Raw genomic sequence first — 22,006 nt, 5'->3', positions numbered from 1 at the left:
TTCCAAGCTCCTCGTCTTAAAAATCTAAAATTTCATTTCGATGCTTTATTCCTAAAAGAGATAAATTCTTTTCAAGGCTGAGACTTTGGTCATAATTATCTTTTAGGTCAATCAAAAATCTATTCATCGAAAAGTGCTGATAAAGATAAATTTGCGGTTCTTTTTTATCCGCATATAAATTCTTCATCTCATTTGCATAAGCATAAAATAAGCCGCGGGGCTTAAGCTCGCTGTAGCCCACAAGCCAAATTGGGCAGCCCAGTTTTTTTTGAAGCTCAGCCGTTTTTTGAGCCGTAAAGATTTGAGACTCTTCATAGAATTTTTTAAAAGAACCGTCCGCATCTTTTTTTAAAATATAATCCAGCTGCTTTGTCTTTGCCGTATGAATGGGTGTTTTGTTTAGAATGATAACATTTTTTCTAAAATCGATTCCGAACGAGGGATTTTTTTTAAAGAAGTTATCTGCAATCTTTCCTGCAAGGCCCACAAGATATTTTTGATTTTTATGAAGCTGCTCATTTTTCCCCGGATTATCGCCTATAACGATGAGCTTAATTTCATCATCTTGACTAATCGAATCCCAAGAGTGATTATACACAATCGGAGTTTCTACAGGATAGGGAGGCGTTTTACCCGCTAAAGCCGCCTCTTCTTGCAGCACGGCCAAGCCCTCCTTAAAAAATGAAGCATTCTCTTTTTTAAAAGATTGGGCGGCACAGTTTTCTAAAGAAGGTTCCTTATATTTATACCCTAAAATATCAAGGTAATGCATACACTCGTTTTTATACTCGCTTTTAAATTTACAAAAAGCATTCCATTTATCTTTTTCCATCGGCAGGATATTATATCAGATTATCTATATTTTTGAAAAGAGGAGTTTAAAATGAGAATAACGACCGGTTTACACTTTAAATTTGCTAACTTCTTCCGCAAGTTTTTGAATACTGGCCTTATTCTTTTGGCTTATCTCATTTACTTCCTGTACTGCATTGCTAATCTGCACGGCACCGGAAGCCATCTCATTCATACTGTCGGTAATGATACGTGTCAGACCGTCCAGTTTTTGCATCTCTTGAGCAACATTTTCTCCTCCGCGGAGCATTTCGGCAGAGCCGTCATTTACTTGATTAGTTACCATGTTTATGTCACGGATTGCAGTGAGTACTTCCTTGCTTCCGTTCTCTTGTTCACGCATAGCATCCATAAGGTTTTGGCTCATCATCTTAACTTGTTCCGAAAGCGAGAAAATGGCGTTGAACTTTTCTTCTGCCGTTTTTGAAGATGATGAAAGAGCTTCAATATCACCCGACAACACTTTGAGAGTAGAGGTTATGGTCTTGCCTTGAGTACTGGACTCTTCGGCGAGCTTACGGATCTCATCGGCAACAACGGCAAAGCCCTTCCCTGCTTCACCTGCGTGAGCGGCTTCAATGGCGGCATTCATCGCCAATAGGTTAGTTTGGCTTGCGATGTGCTGGATAACGCTTGAGGCTTCCAATAGACCGCCCGACTCTTCGGCTATTTTTTGAGTAACGCTGTTTGCCCCTGAAATCGTATCTTTACCGTCGGCGGTAGCAGAAGCAAGAGTTTTTATAATATCATCGGTTTTGCCGAGTGTCTGAGTAATGGAAGCTATGTTTCCTACCATCTGCTCGATAGCCGAAGAAGATTCCGCAACAGAAGCAGCCTGATTTTCGATACTGCCATTAAGCTGCTTAATAGTGCGGATAATTTCTTCGACTGTGGCTGCCGTTTCGGTAACGCTTGCAGCTTGGGTAAGAGCCTGCTGTTTTACTCCGTCAATGTTGGCTCTTATTTGGTGCACGGCACTGGCTGTTTCGGTCATATTCGACGCAAGCTCATTCCCGATGTCGGTCATCTCGGTACTGCTTGTTCCGACAGTCTTTATTGAGGAACCTATCTTTTCGATTGTTTGATTAAAGTATTCGGAGAGGTCGGTTATTTCGTCATTGCCGTGGACTGGAAGGCGGACGGTTAAATCTCCTTCACCTTGGGCGATGTTTTGCAGGGATTTTACAACAATATTTATAGGTTTAACTATCCCGCGGGCGACAAAGAAAACAATAACCAAACTGGTCGCTAAAATAATAAAACCGATAAGAATCATCTCAAGCCGCAGCTCGTTGACCGTTCCCATAAATTCATCGGATGGAGCGGAGATTATGACCGACCAGTTGCAGGACTTTATCCGTGCAAAGGCTGCTATATCAAGCCGTTTGTACCAATAAAAATACCCTGTACCTGGTTTTGTTTCCGTCATTGCCCGTTTTTCAAATGCTGCAATACTTGAATATGAAGCATCGGTTTTTGCTTTTTCTGTGCTGTTTTCTTGGTTTTTTACAACTTCGGGGTCGGGATCAGCAATCGTTACGCCGTTCAAATCTATGATATAACATACGCCTGTTTTGCCTACAACAATGTCGTCAATTAAATCGGAAAGCCATAAACCGTCAACATCGGCACCCAAGACTCCGATGATGTTCCTATTGTCATCATACATCGGTAAAGAAAATGTTATAAACATATTATTTTCCGTGTCGAAATAGGGTTCTTCCGTATATTTTTTCCCGTTTATACTTGCCTTAAACCATTGTGTATCATCAAATGATAAATCCGTTCCGTCTAAATTATACATAAGCCCGCTTTTATCTGTTATATATAATTCACTGATAACTGAATTGAATTTTGCTTCTTCTGTAAGTATAGCCATTTTTTCTCTAAATGTAATAGTATTATCACGCAATACTGGCATTCGAGCTATGCCTTCCAAAAATTGAAACATAGTATTAACCCGCCCGTCAATGATTTCAGCCGTATCGGTTGCTTTGTCAATCAGGTGTGTTTCAACCTTTTCGGTTACGGCCTTTCGGGCAGTACGAATTCCTATAAGTGCCAGCGTAAAACCTGCTATCAAAATTAACAGCCCGAAAATAAGAATAAGTTTGTTCTTCATTGAAAAGCGTTTTTTCATATTAATCTCCTGTTGTTTAAGGGGGATACCCCTTTAAAAAGCTCTCCTATAACTCCTAAAAAAGAAAAGTGCGGCTTAGGGACTTACGCCCCTAAGAACCCCGTTTTTTCAAAGTCAAGGGTTTAGTTTATTTTGTTAGATTGATGAGTCCCAATCTGAAAGGACTTGCCTCTATAATCCTTTGCATCCGTTGCGGTCTTATTAAACGGTGTAATATAAAAAAAGCCCAAGGACATAACACCGGTATTTTACTGACGAGCTGTCTTTGGGCGTAGTTTAAGTAATTGGTATTTAAATTTATTTGGGCACAAGCCCCCCTCAGCTGCGAAGCTGCGAAGCTGCGAAGCTGCGAAGCTGCGAAGCTGCGAATTTTTTCAGATACACAAGCTTTATGTCAAGTACTTTTGAAAAACTTTTTTGCATTTTTTTGTAAAGCTGATAAGTTTTTCCATTTCCTCTCTTTAACATAGCAATAGTATACAGGATTAGAACCTAAATTACAAGGGTCTCTTTGTAAGAACTTCTTCAATCATTTTTAGTTTTAAATCATGCTCTCAGCAACCGAAACGGTTACGCCCTCGTGTTTGAACTTATCTAAAATTATTTTGCCGCCGAGGAGAAAGGCGGAAGGGGCCGAAACATTGTAAACTCCGACAGTCTTTTTTACAAACTCGGACTTTTCAAAATTGTCTTCTATTTTTTCTATTCGGCTTTTAGAAAAAAAGACGGGGCTTATTTTTAATTCTTTTGCAAATTCAAGCAAGCCTTTTTCGTTTTGTTTTAAGTCTATCGAAGCTATCTCTTTAACGGCTATTAAATCCTTGTTTATTGAATCGAGGGCTTTTTTTACCGCCTCGGCAACGGTTTCTTTATCCACTCCTTTTTTTAAGCCTATCCCTAAGTTTAAATTTTTAGGAACCAAGTGAACGATGGGCAAAAACCGGCTTAAAGCCGATACGGTTTCTCTTTTTTTATTTGAAACGATGATAAGGCCTTCGAGTTTTTTTTCTTCGGTTAAAGCTTTTAAATGCGAATTAAAATCTTTCTCTTGCAAAATAAAAAGATGGGGATAATTTATCGGCGGAGTTTTATCTTCTGAACAAAAGCCGATAGATTTTCCGTCTACCATAAGGGAGGTAATTATCTTTGCATCTTCCATAGATAAAATCGCATAATTGTTTTTTTGAGCGAACAAGTCGACGGCTTCTATATTCCGGCCGTCGGAAGCCGTTGTAATTACACTCACTGCCCCGAGCAGCTTTGCAATTTTTTCGGTAAGAGCATTAGCCCCGCCCAAGTGACCCGACAAAAGCGAAATTACAAAACGCCCCAAATCATCGATTACAAGCACCGCAGGGTCTTGGGTTTTATCCTTTATGTAATCCTTTATCATGCGGACGGCAATACCGGTAGAAGAAATAAAAATAAGGGCATCCCGATTTTTAAAATCATCGGGAATAAGGGAGCGGATTCCTCCGGCTGTTTTTGCGTTATAAAAATGCTCGATTTGTGAATCCAAGCCTGATAATTTTTCTCCCAATAAATTTCCTTTTTCGGTGAAGGAATAAACTGCTATTTTTTTCATTTTTCCGCTTTTCTAAATTCGTGAGAAAATTTAGGATTGTAAAGCTGAGACCTTTTATAATCTCCCGCAATAAAATTCCCTACCAAGATTTGTGCTGTTTTGTTTATACCGGCCTTCTTCACTTTTTGAGCAATATCGCCGAGGGTGCCTGTTATTATTTCTTGATCTTCCCAAGTCGCCTTGTAAATTACGGCAGCGGGGGTAGCTTCATCCTTATAGCCTTTAAGAAGTTCTGCAACTACATTTTCTATATTTTGCACCGACAAAAAAATCGCCATCGAGGCCTTGTGTGCTGCAAGAGCTGCCAGCTTTTCCTCCTGAGGAACGGGTGTGCGGCCTTCCATGCGGGTTAAGATAATTGTCTGGCTTACATCGGGAAGGGTGAACTCTTTTTTGATTGCCGCCGCCGCCGCCGTACAAGAGCTTACGCCCGGGATAACCTCATAGTCTATCCTGAGTTTATCAAGCTCATCCATCTGCTCCCTGACAGCCCCATAAATTGAAGGGTCGCCTGTGTGAAGCCTCACAATCTGAGCATTGCAGTTTTCCTCCATAACTTTGATAACTTCTTCAAGAGTCATTGAAGCCGAATTATAAGTTTTACAGTTAGGCTTTGCAAACGTGATATGCTCCGCTGAAACCAAAGAGCCTGCATAAATAACTATATCGGCTTTTTCAATCAGCTTACGCCCTTTTATCGTAATTAAATCCGGATCCCCCGGACCCGCTCCTACAAAATAAACCATACTATTCCTTATAAAATAAACCTTCCTTTTTTGTTTTTATAAGAATTATTCTACTATTCTTTAAAGCCTTATGTCAACGGCTAAAAATGAATCGCCGCAATTAAAATATACAGGTGTGGAAATTAATTTTGTAATCAACAACCTCGAAGCAGAGCATCGGGTTATTAAACCCTCCGCACGAATAAAAATCCTTAGTATCTACACCTTTCAAACCCTGCCAATCTATAATGCAATTAGTATTGAAACAGCTATGAGTACGGCAAATATAGCTTACCACATAATAATTACTTCAATGTTCAGTTTTATGTTATACATAAAAGAGAATAAAATCACAGATAAGGAAGATTTCTTTAGTAGAAAAACAACTTATTATCAAACGGTAATTTTACCGGGTATATTATCCGAAAAATACTATAAGCAAAAATATTCTAAAAATGCAATAAAAAGTGAGATTATTTTATAAGAGGAACAATAATAGCTCTGTGCAAATGAGTACTTTGCTATTTATCAGCCTGCTCAACATATTATTTTTAGTATAAATTATTGAAAAAAATATGAAAAAAACTTGACAAAACGGGGGGGGGGGGGTAGAATAAAAGAAGAGCGGAAAAACCGTTCTTATAAATTTTTTATATGGAGGCTGTTTGATGAAAAAACAGGCTTTATTTGATGTCGTGCTATTGCTGACTCTGACCGGTTCGGTTATAGGCTGCAATAAGGGTAAAGATGAAAAACTAGGAGGAATCCTGAATGATTGAAAAAGGAAAGAAAATTAAGGTTGCCGTTGTAGGCGACGGAACGATGGGACACGGTATTTCCGAGGTCTTCGCAAAAGCAGGACATACAGTCCAAATAATAGGATTAAACGATGCAAGTCTTAAATCGGCTCTTGACAGAATTAAATTAAGTCTTAACGAATTTGTTGCCGAAGGACTTGTTTCTGCATCCGACATTGATACTATAGTCGGCCGTATAAGCTTCAGCACCGATATCCAAAAAGCCGAAGATGCGGCTATTGTTATTGAAGCCTTGCCGGAAAATATGGATCTAAAAACCGAAACATTCGGAAAACTGGAAAAGATTTGTCCGCAAGACACTATTTTAGCAACTGCCAGCGGACACTCTGTTTCAGAGGTAATTGCACAAGTAAAAAAACGCGATAGAGTAATTGCTACTCACTTTTGGTTCCCGCCGCAATTGCTGCCTCTTGTTGAAGTATGCGGTGCGCCCGAAACTTCAAAAGCAACAATTGACACAACCTGTGAATTGCTGAAAGGTATAGGAAAAAAACCGGTAGTTATTGATAAAGAAATTGACGGTTTTATCGGTAACCGAATCCAATTTGCCGCTTTAAGAGAAGCATGGGCATTATACGATTCCGGTGTTGCAACCGCCGATGCTATAGATTCTATCGTGCGTTACAGCATAGGCCGCCGTTATTCAGTTACCGGTCCTATTGAATCCGCCGATGTTGCAGGACTTCCAGTTATGGTAAACTTTGCTGCTTATCTTCAGCCATCCTTATCAAACGATAAAGACCCGCCTGCAAAACTGTTTGACTTAGCTAAGGTGGATGGAAAAGTTTATAACCGGTCAAAGGCAGAAATTGATAAATTGATTGCAGCCCGCAAAAAAGAACTGTTCCGTTGGCTTGCTGCCGATATGGAAGAAACAAAATAGAGGTTTAAATTAAGCTACTAAAATAGCGTCACTTAATTTAAACTGCAAGTTTGCTTGCGGCGTTAACTGCAAGCAAACTCGCTTCATTGTATGTACGCTGCCAGCGTACTAATTGGATAATCTCCAAAGTTTACACTTTGTTCAATTATTCAATTTTAATGCTAAGAATGTAAAATAAAAAAGGATGCTTATGTTAAAAGATTATATTCTATACATTATTCTGGGAGGAATAATTATTGTTAACGGTCTTTTTGCCGTTAGATTTTTTATTGACTATTGGAAGCATAGACGGGAAGCAAAAGAAGAACCCGGACACCCTATTCTTATTTGCTGCAGTTCGTTTGTGCTTTATTTTTTATCTACTTTCGGCGTTTCCGATTACGCTCTGTCAACGGCGTTTTACCGAGCAACTAAATGGGTTGACGATAAAAAGCTGCCCGGCACACTTAATACACAATGCGTTCTTCCTGTTGCGGTTATGGCTTTAGCATACATAAATTCAATAGAAGTCGATATTTTAACTTTAGTGTTGTGTATTGTGTCACAAACTTTAGGCTCGTATATTTTACCCAGATTTGTAGTAAAATTTCCCATTAAAATTATCAGACGGGTTATCGGTTTCGGTCTTTTAGGGGCTACCGTATTAATTCTTTTAGGAAAAATGAATTTATTACCAATAGGCGGTGAATTGACTGGTTTGACCGGCATAAAATTATGGGTAACCGTAGTTCTCTTTGCCGTTTTCGGTGCAATGAATACTATCGGTATCGGCTCTTATCCGGTTACCATGCTGACCGTCTATGCCATGGGCTTAAATCCCGTTATCGCTTTTCCGATAATGATGGGTGCCTGTACATTTTCCGTACCTGTAGGCAGTATGGAATATGTCAGATTGGGACAGTATGCAAGAAAAATAACATTTATTTCTTCTTTTGTAGGTATATTGGGCGTATTATTGGCCGTTTTTGTGGTTAAATCCATGAACATATCCATGCTGCAATGGCTGGTGGCTGCAATTTTAGTATATAGCGGTGTAACAATGCTGCATCAGGAATACGGCCGTAAAAAACAGCAGGAATAGAATAAACTACCTGCATCTAAAAAAGGAGACTTTAGAATTTGCTTATATCGAAATATCAACACCAATGGCACCAACCCTGACTCTAACGAAATTTTATACAAAAAAGTATTGGAAACATTAAAAACAAATCCCAAAATTACTCAACAAGAAATAAGTAAATCGCTCAATATCTCACTTCGTACCGTTAAGCGTATTTTAGCCCGCTTGCAGGAAGAAAACATTGTAAAACGGGAAGGGTCTTCAAGAGCCGGTACTTGGCTTGTGGTTGATGAAATTAGATAATTCTAACATGATATTATAAAATTTTCAATTCATTATTTATTCTAATACCTAAAAAATTGTTAAGCTTAAAAACCCCTTACATAAATATTAAAAATCATGTATAATGAAGCATTATGGGAAAAACATTTGTTTTTGTAAACCAAAAGGGCGGGGTCGGGAAGACGACTTCCGTAATTAATTTGGGTGCTTACATCGCACTGGCAGGAAAAAAGACTCTTCTAATAGACTTTGACCCTCAAGGGAATATGTCTTCCGGCGTCGGTATTCAAAAAAAGAGACCGACCATTTATGATGCCCTTGCCCAAAAGACTTCAATAAAAAATACCATCTACCCTACTACGGTAAAAAACTTATCGGCAATCCCGGCTTCGATAGACCTTTCAGGTGCAACGGTAGAGCTTGTAGACGAAGCCGACAGGGAATTCTATCTTAAAAATATTATCGAAAGCGTAAAAAACGAATACGACTATATTTTAATCGACTGCCCCCCGTCTTTGGGTATCTTAACATTAAACGGACTCACGGCAGCCGATCAAGTGTACATACCGCTTCAATGCGAATACTTTGCCCTTGAAGGTTTAACCCTTCTTTTGCAGACAGTTCAAAGGGTACAACAAAATCTTAATCCGGCCCTTGAAATAGGCGGAATATTTTTTACCATGTTCGACTCAAGAACCAATCTTGCTCAAGAGGTTGTACAGCAGGTGTCCTCATATTTTAAAGATAAGGTTTTTTCGACTATTATTCCGCGGAATGTAAGATTATCCGAAGCCCCCTCACATGGAGTTCCGATCTGCAATTATGATGCAAAATGTACGGGAGCAAGGAGTTACGAAAAACTTGCAGATGAGGTACTAAACCGTGGCTAAAAAATCGGCATTAGGAAGGGGGCTCAATGCCCTCTTGGAAGAGCAACCGGCAAATCAGATAGTGGAATCACTGAATATTTCCGAAGACTCAATTATCAATATTGACCCTAAACTGCTGCAACCCAATCCTTATCAGCCTCGAAAAACATTTGATGAAGAAAAAATAAGCGAACTTGCAGAATCAATAAAAGAACACGGAATAATTCAGCCGATTGTAGCCGAAAAACATGAGGACAAGGGTTACTTTATAATAGCCGGAGAAAGGCGCACAAGAGCGGCCATCAGCTTAGGCTTGGAAACGGTTCCGGTAATCCTACGCAGCTTTGAAGAAAAAAAGAAACTGGAAGTAGCCCTTATCGAAAACATTCAGAGGGAAGACCTAAACGCAATCGATGAAGCCCTTGCCTACCAAGAGATTATGGAACTGGCCGCCATAAACCAAGAGGAACTTGCAAAGAGGGTCGGCAAAAGCCGGTCGGCAATTACAAACAGTTTAAGAATATTAAAGCTGCCGGAAGAAATGAAAGATGCTTTGCGGGTAAATAAAATAACGGCAGGTCATGCACGTTCTCTACTATCAATAGTAAATCCTGCCGATCAAAAAATTCTTTTTTCGAGAATTTTAGAATCGGAACTATCGGTACGCGAAGCCGAGTCAATGGCAGCCGATCTTAATTCTGGAATCGGCCGCATAACAAAAAAACAAAAAAAAGAAACGCAATCACTTTCTACCGATGATTTTGAATTAAGAGATATTGAACAGCAGTTTATAAACTCCTTAGGAACAAAGGTTCAAATAAAAGGAAACTTAAAAAAAGGAGTTGTCGAAATATCATACTTTTCAAAAGATGATTTGGACATGCTATATAAAAAGATAAACTCTTAAACCGGAAAAAATTGGAGGATGATATGGCAAAAAAAGCAAGTGAAACAAAAACTACAAAAAAGGCTAAGACACCGGCAAAAGCCGCTGCAAAAAAAACGGCAAAGACCTCGGCTAAAAAAACTATTTCCGCCTATAAACAATCGGCTGCCGAAAAAAAACTCGTTACCGAATTAGCGGAGCTCACAAAGCAAATGGATGCTGAAGGCCTCTTATTTTTGATAGAACAGGCTCGCGTTCACTTATATAATATGCAGGTAGAAGCTCTTGAAGAAGACTTGCAGGCAATAGAAGAAAAAAGGGCAAAAACCGTCAGCGTAAAAAAAGCTCAGCCCAAAAAAGATTTTAGGATTGAAAGAGCAAGCGACGGTTCCGTTTATCACATAATAAGCGGCGGGAAATGGAAGCTGATAAATGCCGATGAGCTTTTCAGTATTTTAAAAATCGTAAATGCAAAACTGGATGACAATGAGATAAGGCTCAACCTTATTCACTGGTTCTTCAAAGAGAGAGGAGATTTTGTAGGCGATTTAGGACTTGCCGACACCCACGATCCCCGCTGGCTGGAACTTATAAAACTTTTAAAAACAAATTTTAAGATAAAGATATAATGAGCTCTCAATTTAAAGACCTAAAAAAGACTCTTGACAAGCTGGTAGTAAAATACGAAAAGCCGGCCTTTATACCTGCCGATCCTATAAGTATTCCGCACCGTTTTTCTAAAAAAGAAGACATAGAAATTGCGGGCTTTTTTGTTTCTATTTTTGCATGGGGAAATAGAACCTCCATCTTAAAAAGTGCGGATAAACTAATGGACATTTTACAAAATCAGCCTCATGCATTTTTAACTCAAAGCACACCGGCTCAGCTAAAAATAATAAACACTTTTTATCACCGCACCCTAAACGGAAAAGACAGTCTCGCCATAGCAAAGGCTATAAGACGCATTTATTTATCGGGCTCAAATTTTGAAGAATTATTTAAAGCTAAAAATCAAGATGAGCCTTTGATAAGCAGGATGAGCCGATTTAGAAAAGAATTTATCAAAAACATGGATCCGCATAATACAAAGCATATAGCCGATATGGAAGGCGGGTCTGCAGCAAAAAGGCTAAATATGTTTTTACGCTGGATGGTAAGGTCTAAGGATAAGGGGGTCGATTTCGGTTTATGGAAAAGCGTTAAACCGTCTGAGCTCTACCTCCCCTTGGATGTTCACTGTGCCCGAAGGGGAAGAGCTCTAGGCCTTTTAACCCGAAAACAAAACGACCGCAAAGCCGTAGAAGAAATAACGGAACGTCTTAGAGAATTTTGTCCCGAAGATCCCGCAAAATACGACTTTGCTCTTTTTGCCCCCGAAGTCGAAAAGGCCTTAGCAGAAAGAAATTACCTCCACAGGAATTCGGGATAGTAGCCTTCTTTTACCTTATTTTCAAGTTCTTTTTTAACAATTTCTCTGTCTTCGGGATAGGTCATTCCGAACCATCTTTCGGTGGTAGTATAAACCTTAACCTTACCTAAGCCCTTTTTCATCATTGCACCTACACCTTCAGGCAAAAGACATTCGGCTTTTTCGCTTTCTGCATATTTGTGGATAAAGTCTTTAAAATACTCATTCATAAAATCGAAAATTTTAGGAGAGAAGCCGAATAGATTCATCGAAACAGTTTCCTTGCCTGAAAATTCGACGGTCTTTCCCTCATGCTCGGAAACAATCTTTTCGACTGAACCTTCTTTTTTGTACGCAATATCCTTATGCTCGGTTATTCCGATAAGGTAACCGTTCCCTACTTGGCAGACCCCTCTCGAAACGGAACCGGAGCGGCTCAAGGTTTTATCCAAGATATAACCGACCATAGCGTGTTCCGTAGAATCATTTGACAGGGTTGAAAGATGGGTTGCTATCGTTTTATAAGCCGAGCGGCCGTAGTAGTCATCGGCATTTATAACCGCAAAAGGCTCATTTATCTTTAACTCCGCAGACAAAATAGCATGAGCAGTTCCCCAAGGTTTTTTCCGATTAACGGCCCTTTTTATTTGCTCATCGGTTAAAAACCCGTCCATAGATTGGAATACATAATCGGCATTGCAATTGCGTGCAATCCTATTAAAAAAGCGCTCTCTAAAATCGTTTTCAATATCTTCCCTAATTATAAAGACAACCTTTCCAAAGCCGTTATTCATCGCGTCATAAACGGCATAGTCTAATAAGGTTTCATCATGCCTTCCGACAGCAGCTATTTGTTTTACTCCTCCATATCGGCTGCCCATCCCGGCAGCTAGAACTAAAAGAGTTGGTTTCATAAATACACCTCCCATAAAAAATTAAAGTTAGGTTAAAATCCAATTTGCACTATCATATCACATAATTACAATAAATAAAAGACATTTCCAAATTTTCCCCGACGGTTGACATTATTATCAAAAAAATACTAAAATATTCCTTATAAAATTATAAAGCGAGAAAACTATGGCTATTATAATAAAGACAACAGGGAAGTCTATCCCAAAAAAGATAATGCACAACAGCGATTTTCCCGCTTCTTTAGATACTTCGGATGAATGGATCAGAAGCCACACAGGGATAGGAAGCCGCTATATAGCTTCCCAAGAAGACACAAGTGCATCCCTCGGTGCCGAGGCCTGTAAGCAGGTCTTGGCAAATGAAAATCTAAATCCTCAGGATATAGACTTAATTATCTGCGCCACAGCCACGGCAGAATACCAAGGCTTTCCGTCGAATGCCTGTCTTATCCAAAAAGAACTGGGTGCAAAAAATGCGGCATGTTTTGACCTGTCGGCAGCATGCTCAGGCTTTTTATACGCAATAGATACGGCAGCAGCCCTCATGGAAAGGCACGGCCGGCGTTATGCCCTTGTCTGCGGCACCGAAGTTTTAAGCAAAATAATCGATTGGCAAGACCGTTCTACCTGCGTACTATTCGGAGACGGAGCCGGGGCAGCCCTCCTTGAAAACACCTTTGATAATTCAAAGCGGGGCATAGGCTCGGTAATTTTAGGTTCTGACGGAACAGGTTATGAAGCTCTTTATATGGCAGACCATCTAAAAATGAACGGAAGAACCGTCTACAATTTTGCAGTCGGCGTTATAACCGAAACCGTAAAAAGCCTTCTTCAAAAAGAAAACATCAATATGGAAGATGTAGACTTGGTTGTATGCCACCAAGCCAATAAGCGTATTTTAGAAGCCGCCGCAAAAAGACTTAACACCGATATGAGCAAATTCGCATGCAATATGGAAAACTACGGAAACACTTCGGCAGCTTCCATTCCGATAACCCTCGATGATTTAAGGCTTCAAGGAAAATTAACTGAAGGAACAACAATAATTACGGCAGGCTTTGGGGCCGGGCTCACTTGGGGCGGTGCCGTTATAAGATTTTAGAATAAATATAGTAAAGAGAGGATTATGATGAACAGTATATTTTTATTTTCGGGGCAGGGTGCCCAATTTAAGGGTATGGCTCAAGATATTGTTGACGAATATGGAGCCGCAAAGGACCTAATCAAAAAAATCGGCGATATAACCGGAGAGGATATCGATGCCCTTTTACGGCACACCGAAAACGAAGAACTTTCAAGAAGCGATAAGAGCCAGTTGGCTATAATTGCGGTTGAGACGGCTATTCTTGCCGTTTTAAAAGAAAAAGGAATCAGCCCTAAGGCCGTTGCAGGTTTCAGTCTGGGCGAATTTTCGGCCCTCTATGCTTCCGGTATTTTAAGCTTTGACGATATGATTCGCATCGTACAAAAACGAGGAACTATTATGCAGGCAGCCTGCGATAAGATTGCAGCCAGAGCAACAGAAGGCTCCGGTGCCCTAGGCATGTCGGCTATTTTAAAACTTGAGCCCGAAAAAGTTCTGGAGCTATTAAAGCCCTATTCCGACCCCAAAAGCGGCATAGTATTTGCTGCCAATATGAATAGTCCCGTTCAAACCGTTATCTCGGGAACGGCGGAGGGCTTAAGCCTTGCAGAAGACTTGTGCAAGGAAGCCGGAGCAAAAAGATGCGTCCGCCTTGCGGTTGCGGGCCCCTTCCACTCCCCCCTAATGGAAGAAGCGGCAAAAGAATTTGAAGAGGTCTTAAAAAGCTTTGACTTTAAAGCCCCTCAAATCCCTGTATTTTCAAACGTTACGGGCAAGCAAGTAAAATCGGGAGAAGAAGCAAAAGCAAACGCAGTCCTTCACCTTACCCATCCCGTCCTATGGACGAGCGAAGAAAAGGAAATCGCTTCTTTGAGCGGAAGTTTAAAACCTTTCCGCCTCTTGGAAGTAGGCCCGGGAAACACCCTGTGCAATCTTTGGAGAGACAGCGGTTTTGCATCGGATGAACTCGCATGTTCCCCGACAGGTACATTGGAACAGCTAAATAAGATTATCGAATAGAAACGGAATATGCGGTTTATAAACAAACAGCTTGAAAAAATTTAAAGGAGATGTCTATGTCGGAACTTGCTTTTGAACAACTTTCAGCACAAGTTGATATGCTTTCCTATACGGAAAGACTTAGGCTGCTTGATAAAATAGTTAAGACTTTACACAAACCTGTAAAAACTCATAAAAGGGAAGATTCAGACTTTAACGCTGCCTTTGGATTATGGAAGGACAGAAACATTTCAGTTGAAGAGATAAGAAATAAAGCATGGGGACGTTCTTAATGCTTTACCTTTGTGATACTTGTATTCTGATAGACTACCTTCGAGGGAAACTTGAGGCTCAGCAAAAACTTCAACAAGACAGAGAGCAAGGTTTGGGCATGTCTTCCGTTACTTATATGGAGTTAATGGTTGGGGCTTTGAACAAGCGTGAAGCCGGTATTATAAAAAAGGCTTTTTCTGATTTTGAGATTGTGGAAATTTCTGAAACAATTTCTATAAAGGCAAAGCACCTGATTGAAAAGTATACTAAAAGTCATGGACTTTTGATTCCTGATGCTTTGATTGCCTCTACGGCATTAGAGTTGGGATTGCCGTTGTATACTACAAATATCAAAGACTTTCGGTTTATTACCGATTTAATTTTGGCATAGATTAAAATGTAAAACAATTTTATCTATAGAGTTTTGTGAGAAAGAATTTTTTGCTAAAGCACAAAACATCGTAATTAATGGAGGTATGAATGTTATTAAAAGGAAAAAAAGCATTGGTAACAGGCTCTTCGCGAGGAATCGGAAAAGAGGTTGTTAGAAGATTTATTGAAGAGGGAGCCGAAGTTTGGGGCTTATGTACAAAACCTTCTGCAAGCAAGGCGGAAATGGAAGCTTTTGCAAAAGAAAAAGGAAGCACATTTCATGAAATATACGCTGACTGCGGCAATGCGGAAGGCCTTACCGAAACGGTAAAAAAAGCCCTCGAAGAATCCGGCGGCTTTGACATACTTGTAAACAACGCAGGTATTACAAGAGACGGCCTTTCATTTAGGATGAAGCTTTCCGACTGGGAAGACGTTTTACGCGTAAACTTAACAGGCGTTTTTGTCGCCTCGCAAATTGTTTCTTCCGATATGATTAGAAAAAGAGCCGGCTCGATTATCAATATGACAAGTATCGTAGGCCTTCACGGTCAAGGCGGACAGGTCAACTATTCCGCAAGCAAGGCTGGCCTTATAGGTTTTACAAAGAGCCTTGCAAAAGAAACGGCAGGAAGAGGAGTACGCGTAAACGCCATCGCCCCCGGCTATATCGAAACCGATATGACAGCCGCCGTAAACGAAGAAATGCGGAAGGCATGGATCGAGGGCATTCCCTTAAAAAGAGCAGGGCTGCCCCTAGACATAGCAAACGCCGCAGTCTTTTTGGCTTCGGACTTATCGCTTTATATAACCGCCCAAGTCCTAGGAGTCGACGGCGGACTGGGAGCATAACAGGCAATGAAGCTAAGAAACCGCTAAGAACGCCGAGAGCACAAAGAAATTTAAAGAATGAGTTATAAAGACTCCCTAAATATTCTTTGCGGTCATTGCGATCTCTGCGGTTAAATTAAACAAGAAACAGTTCTGGAGGTATGATATGATTGTAAAACCAATGGTTAGGAACAATATTTGTCTAAACGCTCATCCGCAAGGATGCAAAAAAGGCGTTGAGGATCAAATAGAGTACACAAAAAAGAGAATTACCGCTGAGGTAAAAGCCGGAGCAAAAGCCCCTAAAAACGTGCTGGTTCTCGGCTGCTCGAACGGTTACGGACTTGCAAGCCGGATAACGGCAGCATTCGGCTATGGGGCCGCCACTATCGGCGTTTCCTTTGAAAAAGCCGGAAGCGAAACAAAGTACGGCACACCCGGCTGGTACAACAACCTGGCCTTTGACGAGGCTGCCAAAAGGGAAGGCCTTTATTCCGTAACTATAGACGGAGACGCCTTTTCCGATGAAATCAAGGCACAAGTAATCGAAGAAGCCAAAAAGAAAGGAATTAAATTCGATCTTATAGTTTACAGCTTGGCAAGCCCTGTAAGAACCGATCCCGACACAGGCATAATGCACAAGTCCGTCTTAAAACCCTTCGGTAAAACATTTACAGGCAAGACAGTCGATCCCTTTACGGGAGAACTAAAAGAAATCTCCGCCGAACCTGCAAACGATGAAGAAGCCGCTGCAACCGTTAAGGTTATGGGAGGAGAAGACTGGGAACGCTGGATAAAGCAGCTTTCAAAAGAAGGTCTTTTAGAAGAAGGCTGCATTACCCTAGCCTATTCCTATATCGGCCCTGAGGCCACTCAAGCCCTCTACCGAAAGGGCACCATAGGAAAGGCAAAAGAACACCTTGAAGCAACTGCCCACCGCCTAAACAAAGAAAACCCGTCAATACGGGCCTTCGTTTCGGTGAACAAGGGCTTGGTAACAAGGGCAAGTGCGGTAATCCCCGTAATTCCCCTATACCTCGCTTCCTTGTTTAAGGTTATGAAAGAAAAAGGAAACCACGAGGGCTGTATCGAGCAGATTACCCGCCTTTATGCCGAAAGACTCTACCGTAAAGACGGCACCATCCCCGTCGATGAAGAAAACAGAATCCGTATCGACGACTGGGAGCTTGAAGAAGACGTTCAAAAGGCGGTTTCGGCTTTAATGGAAAAAGTAACCGGCGAAAATGCCGAAAGCCTAACCGACCTTGCAGGCTACCGCCACGACTTTTTAGCCTCAAACGGCTTTGATGTAGAAGGCATCAACTACGAAGCCGAGGTAGAAAGGTTCGACAGGATTTAATTGAGGTAATGGCAAAAGATATTCAGGTGCGGAACAGTGTCAGCGATTTTCTCATTTTTACTAAGCAAACGGGCGGAGATGGTATACAGGTTCGATTGCATGACGAGAATATTTGGCTGACACAAAAGTCGATGGCTCAATTATTTGATTGTTCAATCGATAACATTGCTCTACACTTAAAAAACATATTTCAAACAGGAGAGCTTGATGAAATGGCAACTACCGAGGATTCCTCGGTAGTTCAAAAAGAGGGTGAAAGAAATGTGAGTAGGAACATGAAGTTTTACAATCTTGATGCCGTTATTTCCGTAGGATACCGTATTAACTCCGTTCGAGCAACTCAGTTCCGTAAATGGGCAACGGATGTATTAAAACAATTTACCATTAAAGGCTATGTACTTGATAAAACCCGCTTGGAAAACGGACAAATTTTCGATGAAAACTATTTTGACCATCTGCTTGATGAAATAAGAGAAATCCGTGCAAGTGAGCGCAAGTTCTATCAAAAAATAACGGATATTTATGCGACAGCCTCAGATTATTCTCCCAACTCCATAATCTCAAAGACATTTTTTGCAACCGTACAAAATAAACTGCACTATGCAATTCACGGCTCTACTGCTGCAGAAGTTATTTATACACGAGCTGATTATCAAAAGAAAAACATGGGGCTTACTTCATGGAAAAATTCACCTAAGGGTAAAATATTAAAGAGCGATGTCAGCATTGCAAAAAATTACTTATCTGAAACGGAATTGCAGGATTTAAATCAATTTGTTTCCATGTATTTGGACTATGCTGAACGGCAGGCAAAAAAGAAAATACCAATGACAATGGAAGACTGGGCTAAAAAGCTGGATGTTTTTTTGGAGTTCAACGAAGAAGCTATTTTAACAGACAAGGGTAAGGTATCGACAGCGATTGCAAAAAGTTTTGCCGAATCAGAATTTGAAAAATACCGTATCATTCAGGATAAGACCTTTGTTTCCGATTTTGACAAATACTTAGCGGAATTGGAAAATACCATTAGCGGATAATTATAAAATATGGAAGATTATAATAAAGAGTTTAAAATCGATATTCCTAAAAAACAACCCGAATATTATATTTCCGATAACGGGGCAATTGAATATGTCGGCAGTGCCAAGGACGGCCGGTGGATTGTAAAAACAAAGAATTAGACATTTATATATGGGGGATTTTAATAACACTTATGAAAAAATTTTTAATGATAACGATTACAGTATGTTTATTAGCAGGCGGTGTAAATGCCTTTGCCTATGGAATCAATAGCTTTACGGTTTATGATGCACAAGATAATATTGTACACAAGATAACCGCCAAGAGCAAAGTCAATGCGTTATATCTGCTTTTTCAAGAATCTTTGCAGATAGCAGCTGACGAAGCTTTTTTTATGGAATTACCTAAAGACGCACAAGTGTTATATCGTTATGTTCTTTCATATAATTACGGTGATGATGAGCAGTATTTCAGTTTTATAGTATATAAAAATTATCCTCTTTGCCGGATTCCCCAATTACAGGAAAAGGAGGATATCCCAAAAGAATTAACATGGAAACTTTTTAAATACGCATACGAAATCGCCAGCAGGCCTGCTGAGGTGAAAAAACAGCTTTCTTATTCTGCGAAAAATTCTTATATCCGCATATATGATGATAAGGGCTCTCTTTTACTATTTACTGCAGGGGAAAAAATTCTGGATATGTTCGACACATTGTTTGGAAAAGATATCGCCGAAATCGAAATCGAAGAAAGAAATTTGAAAAGCCTTTTTACCGCCGAAAGCATTCATGATGGCCGAGAAGTCCTTGTGCATTATTCATTTATGGATGATGACAAAATTATGAAGCTGTATATTTACAAAGACACAAAAGAAATGAATATAACAACCGATACCGGAGTTCTAAAAGTAAACCTTTCAGAAGAAGCGTATAGAATTTTAAGCAGCCCTAAAAGCTTTCAAAAAGAATTCGAAAAAAGAAGATGATAAAAAATGAAGTTTATGGATAGTTGGTAATGAATAATGTAATTATACAATACCAATTAAAGGACTGAACATTTATGAAAAAATTTTTGACGGTATTATTTTTAACAGGATTGTTGACAACGCGTATCGCAGCAGCGGAAAATCCTGCAAAAACCGCAGGCTCAGGAAGAGCAATACTCGGTATAAGCGACGACCAAAAAGAGATAGTCGTAACAGCGGTAACGGCAGACGGTTCTGCAGTACATGTTGAAGGTTGCACGGTTACGGAATTACCGAGCGGAGAAGAAACGATCCTCACGGCAACAGGAGCAAAGGTTATCCTTAAAGGCGCTATTACCAAGCTGGACTGTGGAGGCAACCGGCTTACAGAGCTTAACGTACAGGGGTTAACAGCTTTACAAAAATTATTCTGCGATGACAATCTGCTTACTTCGCTTGATGTCAGCGGTGTAACCGCTTTGCAAAGCTTGAGCTGCGGAGAGAATCTACTGACCTCGCTCGACGTATCGGGTTTAACCGGTTTACGGGAACTGTACTGCAACCGCAATCATCTGTCTTCGCTTGATGTACAGAGTTTAACCGCTTTGCAGGATTTGTTCTGCAACGCCAATAAACTTACTTCGCTTAACGTACAAGACCTAAAAGTGTTACAGAGACTGCACTGTAACAGCAACCGGCTTACTTTACTCAATGTTCGGGATTTAAGTGCTTTACAGGAACTGGACTGCGTAGGTAATGAACTTACCTCGCTTGATGTACATGGCGTAACCGCCTTATGGGAACTGGAATGCAGCAAAAACATGCTTACTTTGCTCGATGTACAAAGTTTAACTTCCTTATCGAAGCTGGACTGTTCCGCAAATCAACTTACCTCACTAGACGTACGGAACTTAGCAGCTTTGGAGGAACTGGATTGTAGTAACAATAAACTTACCGCACTTTATGTGCAGGGATTGAATGCGTTACAGGAACTGAACTGTTCCGAAAATGAGCTCACCTCACTCGAAATACAGGGTTTGACTGCTTTGGAAGTACTGGATTCCGGCCGCAATGACCTTACCTCACTCGATGTACAAGGATTACCGGCTTTAAAGATACTGAGCTGTACTGTCAATGAGCTTACCTCACTCAAAGTACGGGACTTACCGGCCTTGGAAAAACTGGACTGTTCCGTAAATCAACTTACCTCAATCGATATACTAGAGTTAACCGCTTTAAAGGAACTGAACTGTTCCTTAAATCAATTTACCTCAATCAATATACTGAAGTTAACCGCTTTAAAGGAACTGGACTGTTCCACAAATCAACTTACCTCACTAGACGTACGGAACTTAGCAGCTTTGGAGAAACTGGATTGCAGGGACAATAAACTTACCTCGCTTAATGTGCAAGGATTGAATACATTACAGAAATTGTACTGTTCCGAAAATGAGCTTACCTCACTCGAAATACAAGGCTTAAAGACGTTGCAGAAACTGAACTGTTACAAAAACAAGCTTACCTCACTCAATGTACAGGGGCTGACCGCTTTACAGTGGCTGAATTGCGGGTATAATGAACTTACAACACTTAACCTAAAAGGCTTACACGCATTGCGTGACCTGGAGTGCTTTAACAATAATCTTCCTGAACTCGACGTACAGGACATAAACACCTTACAAAGACTGAACTGTTATCATAATAAACTTTCTACTCTTGAACTATCAACATTACACGGTTTACAGGAACTGTGCTGCTATGATAACCTTTTTAACGAAAAAACCCTTATCCGGATACTAACCGCCCTGCCCGATAGGAAGCAAAAAAAAGAAGGCAGAGCTTTGATATATGGTAAAAAAAATGATCTAAGGGAAGGAACTATAACGGATTTTTCTTCTTCCGCCGAATTAAAAGCTGCTTTTGAAGCTGCAAAAGCAAAAAACTGGAGATTCTATAAACGGGATACAGTTGGAAATGAGGAAGAGGTTTAAGATGCTTAAAAATGGATTTTTATAAGGGATAGACACTCTGCCTGTATAAATGATAAAATGTCGGCCTTTACGGTTAAATAAATAAAACTTTAAGGAGATTTTATGAAAGAAGATTTTATTTTGAAAGTGATAGAAAAGTTTGAAAAAGGCGATGCTGTGGTCCTGCAGATAAAGCAGGACGACTGTGAGCTTATCTTAAAAAAAGAAGGAGCCTTTCCTAAAAAAGAAGCTGCCATTCAGTCAGGTGCGTGCGGAGGAGTGCAGACCGCCTATCCTATGCCCTATGCAGCGATACCGGCAGGATTTCAATCCGGCCTTCCGGCGGGCATCCCGACAGCTCCGGCAGGAACAACCGGGCAAGCGGCAGCGCCTCAAGCAGCAAGTCCTGCTGCAGAATCTCCTGCTCAAGCATCACCCGCAGCTTCATCGGCTCAAAACCTACTCGAAGTAAAAAGCCCCATTGTCGGAACCTTTTACAGGGCCCCGTCTCCCGATTCTCCGCCCTATGTTGAAAAAGGCAGCTCGGTAAAAAAAGGCCAACCCCTTTGTGTGCTTGAAGCCATGAAAATGATGAATACCCTCGAATGCGAATATGACGGAGTTATCGAGGAAATCTTAGTTTCAAACGGAGACCTTGTAGAATTCGATCAGGTCTTGTTTAAGATAAAGGCTAAGTAGGAAGGTTCC

At 40.5% G+C, this 22,006-nt stretch carries 24 protein-coding genes; 19 read left to right on the top strand and 5 right to left on the bottom strand.

The features are described from left to right. Positions 1–16 precede the first annotated feature (16 nt). The 4 genes from TDE_RS02980 to cobM form a co-directional block, all read right to left on the bottom strand. Positions 17–832: a hypothetical protein gene (locus TDE_RS02980; protein ID WP_002681806.1), complete on the bottom strand. Its 816-nt coding sequence runs from the start codon at positions 830–832 to the stop codon at positions 17–19. Positions 833–901: 69 nt separating this feature from the next. Then, on the bottom strand, positions 902–2,992 hold the full coding sequence (locus tag TDE_RS02975; protein WP_010956790.1) for a methyl-accepting chemotaxis protein: 2,091 nt from the start codon (positions 2,990–2,992) through the stop codon (positions 902–904). 541 nt (positions 2,993–3,533) lie between these two features. Further along, positions 3,534–4,577 carry a cobalt-precorrin 5A hydrolase gene (gene cbiG / locus TDE_RS02970; RefSeq protein WP_002681802.1) on the bottom strand — a complete coding sequence of 348 codons (1,044 nt, stop codon included), beginning with the start codon at positions 4,575–4,577 and terminating at the stop codon, positions 3,534–3,536. Next, positions 4,574–5,323, bottom strand: a complete 750-nt coding sequence (cobM, locus tag TDE_RS02965) for a precorrin-4 C(11)-methyltransferase (protein WP_002681800.1) — start codon at positions 5,321–5,323, stop codon at positions 4,574–4,576. Before cobM ends, cbiG begins: the two co-directional genes overlap by 4 nt. A 70-nt stretch (positions 5,324–5,393) precedes the next feature. On the opposite strand from cobM, the gene TDE_RS02960 reads away from it, so the two are divergent. The 8 genes from TDE_RS02960 (at position 5,394) to TDE_RS02925 (ending at position 11,529) form a co-directional block, all read left to right on the top strand. Continuing rightward, positions 5,394–5,786, top strand: a complete 393-nt coding sequence (locus TDE_RS02960; RefSeq protein ID WP_002681798.1) for a hypothetical protein — start codon at positions 5,394–5,396, stop codon at positions 5,784–5,786. Positions 5,787–6,073: 287 nt separating this feature from the next. Continuing rightward, positions 6,074–7,003, top strand: a complete 930-nt coding sequence (locus tag TDE_RS02955; RefSeq protein ID WP_002681794.1) for a 3-hydroxyacyl-CoA dehydrogenase family protein — start codon at positions 6,074–6,076, stop codon at positions 7,001–7,003. Positions 7,004–7,193: 190 nt separating this feature from the next. Continuing rightward, positions 7,194–8,084: a sulfite exporter TauE/SafE family protein gene (locus tag TDE_RS02950; RefSeq protein WP_002681792.1), complete on the top strand. Its 891-nt coding sequence runs from the start codon at positions 7,194–7,196 to the stop codon at positions 8,082–8,084. A gap of 108 nt (positions 8,085–8,192) precedes the next feature. Beyond that, positions 8,193–8,366: a winged helix-turn-helix transcriptional regulator gene (locus TDE_RS02945; protein WP_010956785.1), complete on the top strand. Its 174-nt coding sequence runs from the start codon at positions 8,193–8,195 to the stop codon at positions 8,364–8,366. A gap of 113 nt (positions 8,367–8,479) precedes the next feature. Continuing rightward, a complete protein-coding gene (locus tag TDE_RS02940) occupies positions 8,480–9,235 on the top strand; it encodes a ParA family protein (protein WP_002681790.1) in 756 nt (251 codons plus the stop codon). Continuing rightward, entirely contained in the window at positions 9,228–10,121 is an 894-nt protein-coding gene (locus tag TDE_RS02935; protein WP_002681789.1) for a ParB/RepB/Spo0J family partition protein, read from the top strand. The genes TDE_RS02940 and TDE_RS02935 overlap by 8 nt, the downstream gene beginning before the upstream one ends. A gap of 23 nt (positions 10,122–10,144) precedes the next feature. Continuing rightward, positions 10,145–10,729: a hypothetical protein gene (locus TDE_RS02930; protein WP_010956784.1), complete on the top strand. Its 585-nt coding sequence runs from the start codon at positions 10,145–10,147 to the stop codon at positions 10,727–10,729. Further along, entirely contained in the window at positions 10,729–11,529 is an 801-nt protein-coding gene (locus TDE_RS02925; protein WP_002681784.1) for a TIGR02757 family protein, read from the top strand. Before TDE_RS02930 ends, TDE_RS02925 begins: the two co-directional genes overlap by 1 nt. Here the strand turns inward: TDE_RS02925 and TDE_RS02920 are convergent. Further along, positions 11,505–12,422, bottom strand: coding sequence for a nucleotidyltransferase family protein (locus tag TDE_RS02920; RefSeq protein WP_002681782.1), 918 nt, complete (start codon positions 12,420–12,422; stop codon positions 11,505–11,507). The two genes, TDE_RS02925 and TDE_RS02920, sit on opposite strands and share 25 nt — an antisense overlap. A 166-nt stretch (positions 12,423–12,588) precedes the next feature. Between TDE_RS02920 and TDE_RS02915 the strand changes: the two genes are divergently transcribed. From TDE_RS02915 to accB, 11 genes are all read left to right on the top strand, one after another. After that, complete coding sequence (locus TDE_RS02915) at positions 12,589–13,524, top strand: beta-ketoacyl-ACP synthase III (RefSeq protein WP_002681779.1); 936 nt, start codon at positions 12,589–12,591, stop codon at positions 13,522–13,524. A gap of 27 nt (positions 13,525–13,551) precedes the next feature. Then, positions 13,552–14,526, top strand: coding sequence for an ACP S-malonyltransferase (locus TDE_RS02910; protein WP_002681776.1), 975 nt, complete (start codon positions 13,552–13,554; stop codon positions 14,524–14,526). 56 nt (positions 14,527–14,582) lie between these two features. Then, the gene (locus TDE_RS02905; protein WP_002681774.1) at positions 14,583–14,798 is read left to right on the top strand and encodes a hypothetical protein; all 216 of its coding nucleotides are present in this window, start codon (positions 14,583–14,585) and stop codon (positions 14,796–14,798) included. After that, positions 14,798–15,169 (top strand): type II toxin-antitoxin system VapC family toxin, encoded by a 372-nt coding sequence (locus TDE_RS02900; protein ID WP_002681772.1) that lies wholly within the window; start codon positions 14,798–14,800, stop codon positions 15,167–15,169. The genes TDE_RS02905 and TDE_RS02900 overlap by 1 nt, the downstream gene beginning before the upstream one ends. An 89-nt stretch (positions 15,170–15,258) precedes the next feature. Beyond that, positions 15,259–16,002: a 3-oxoacyl-[acyl-carrier-protein] reductase gene (fabG, locus tag TDE_RS02895; protein ID WP_002681771.1), complete on the top strand. Its 744-nt coding sequence runs from the start codon at positions 15,259–15,261 to the stop codon at positions 16,000–16,002. Positions 16,003–16,147: 145 nt separating this feature from the next. Beyond that, positions 16,148–17,341: an enoyl-ACP reductase FabV gene (gene fabV, locus TDE_RS02890; RefSeq protein WP_002681770.1), complete on the top strand. Its 1,194-nt coding sequence runs from the start codon at positions 16,148–16,150 to the stop codon at positions 17,339–17,341. An 8-nt stretch (positions 17,342–17,349) separates the two neighbouring features. Continuing rightward, a complete protein-coding gene (locus TDE_RS02885) occupies positions 17,350–18,378 on the top strand; it encodes a virulence RhuM family protein (protein WP_002681769.1) in 1,029 nt (342 codons plus the stop codon). 9 nt (positions 18,379–18,387) lie between these two features. Then, positions 18,388–18,522 (top strand): hypothetical protein, encoded by a 135-nt coding sequence (locus TDE_RS13340; RefSeq protein ID WP_002681768.1) that lies wholly within the window; start codon positions 18,388–18,390, stop codon positions 18,520–18,522. Further along, complete coding sequence (locus TDE_RS02880; RefSeq protein ID WP_002681767.1) at positions 18,498–19,349, top strand: hypothetical protein; 852 nt, start codon at positions 18,498–18,500, stop codon at positions 19,347–19,349. The genes TDE_RS13340 and TDE_RS02880 overlap by 25 nt, the downstream gene beginning before the upstream one ends. Before the next feature lie 74 nt (positions 19,350–19,423). After that, positions 19,424–21,319: a leucine-rich repeat domain-containing protein gene (locus tag TDE_RS02875; protein WP_002681765.1), complete on the top strand. Its 1,896-nt coding sequence runs from the start codon at positions 19,424–19,426 to the stop codon at positions 21,317–21,319. Positions 21,320–21,421: 102 nt separating this feature from the next. After that, positions 21,422–21,997 (top strand): acetyl-CoA carboxylase biotin carboxyl carrier protein, encoded by a 576-nt coding sequence (accB, locus tag TDE_RS02870; RefSeq protein ID WP_002681763.1) that lies wholly within the window; start codon positions 21,422–21,424, stop codon positions 21,995–21,997. Positions 21,998–22,006 lie beyond the last annotated feature (9 nt).

This window comes from Treponema denticola ATCC 35405 (assembly GCF_000008185.1).
Lineage (GTDB): Bacteria > Spirochaetota > Spirochaetia > Treponematales > Treponemataceae > Treponema_B > Treponema_B denticola.
The sequence above is the reverse complement of the archived record's forward strand: the minus strand, read 5'-3'. Positions and strand labels throughout refer to the sequence as shown.

Bases quoted from the DNA above. Each gene is read 5' to 3' on its own strand.
- TDE_RS02975 (WP_010956790.1), bottom strand. From the start codon at position 2,992: ATGAAAAAACGCTTTTCAATGAAGAACAAACTTATTCTTATTTTCGGG.
- TDE_RS13340 (WP_002681768.1), top strand. From the start codon at position 18,388: ATGGAAGATTATAATAAAGAGTTTAAAATCGATATTCCTAAAAAACAA.
- TDE_RS02910 (WP_002681776.1), top strand. From the start codon at position 13,552: ATGAACAGTATATTTTTATTTTCGGGGCAGGGTGCCCAATTTAAGGGT.
- TDE_RS02905 (WP_002681774.1), top strand. From the start codon at position 14,583: ATGTCGGAACTTGCTTTTGAACAACTTTCAGCACAAGTTGATATGCTT.
- TDE_RS02955 (WP_002681794.1), top strand. From the start codon at position 6,074: ATGATTGAAAAAGGAAAGAAAATTAAGGTTGCCGTTGTAGGCGACGGA.
- TDE_RS02940 (WP_002681790.1), top strand. From the start codon at position 8,480: ATGGGAAAAACATTTGTTTTTGTAAACCAAAAGGGCGGGGTCGGGAAG.
- TDE_RS02920 (WP_002681782.1), bottom strand. From the start codon at position 12,422: ATGAAACCAACTCTTTTAGTTCTAGCTGCCGGGATGGGCAGCCGATAT.
- TDE_RS02875 (WP_002681765.1), top strand. From the start codon at position 19,424: ATGAAAAAATTTTTGACGGTATTATTTTTAACAGGATTGTTGACAACG.
- TDE_RS02950 (WP_002681792.1), top strand. From the start codon at position 7,194: ATGTTAAAAGATTATATTCTATACATTATTCTGGGAGGAATAATTATT.
- TDE_RS02915 (WP_002681779.1), top strand. From the start codon at position 12,589: ATGGCTATTATAATAAAGACAACAGGGAAGTCTATCCCAAAAAAGATA.
- fabG (WP_002681771.1), top strand. From the start codon at position 15,259: ATGTTATTAAAAGGAAAAAAAGCATTGGTAACAGGCTCTTCGCGAGGA.
- cbiG (WP_002681802.1), bottom strand. From the start codon at position 4,577: ATGAAAAAAATAGCAGTTTATTCCTTCACCGAAAAAGGAAATTTATTG.
- cobM (WP_002681800.1), bottom strand. From the start codon at position 5,323: ATGGTTTATTTTGTAGGAGCGGGTCCGGGGGATCCGGATTTAATTACG.
- TDE_RS02925 (WP_002681784.1), top strand. From the start codon at position 10,729: ATGAGCTCTCAATTTAAAGACCTAAAAAAGACTCTTGACAAGCTGGTA.
- TDE_RS02900 (WP_002681772.1), top strand. From the start codon at position 14,798: ATGCTTTACCTTTGTGATACTTGTATTCTGATAGACTACCTTCGAGGG.
- TDE_RS02960 (WP_002681798.1), top strand. From the start codon at position 5,394: ATGTCAACGGCTAAAAATGAATCGCCGCAATTAAAATATACAGGTGTG.
- TDE_RS02980 (WP_002681806.1), bottom strand. From the start codon at position 832: ATGGAAAAAGATAAATGGAATGCTTTTTGTAAATTTAAAAGCGAGTAT.
- TDE_RS02885 (WP_002681769.1), top strand. From the start codon at position 17,350: ATGGCAAAAGATATTCAGGTGCGGAACAGTGTCAGCGATTTTCTCATT.
- fabV (WP_002681770.1), top strand. From the start codon at position 16,148: ATGATTGTAAAACCAATGGTTAGGAACAATATTTGTCTAAACGCTCAT.
- TDE_RS02930 (WP_010956784.1), top strand. From the start codon at position 10,145: ATGGCAAAAAAAGCAAGTGAAACAAAAACTACAAAAAAGGCTAAGACA.
- accB (WP_002681763.1), top strand. From the start codon at position 21,422: ATGAAAGAAGATTTTATTTTGAAAGTGATAGAAAAGTTTGAAAAAGGC.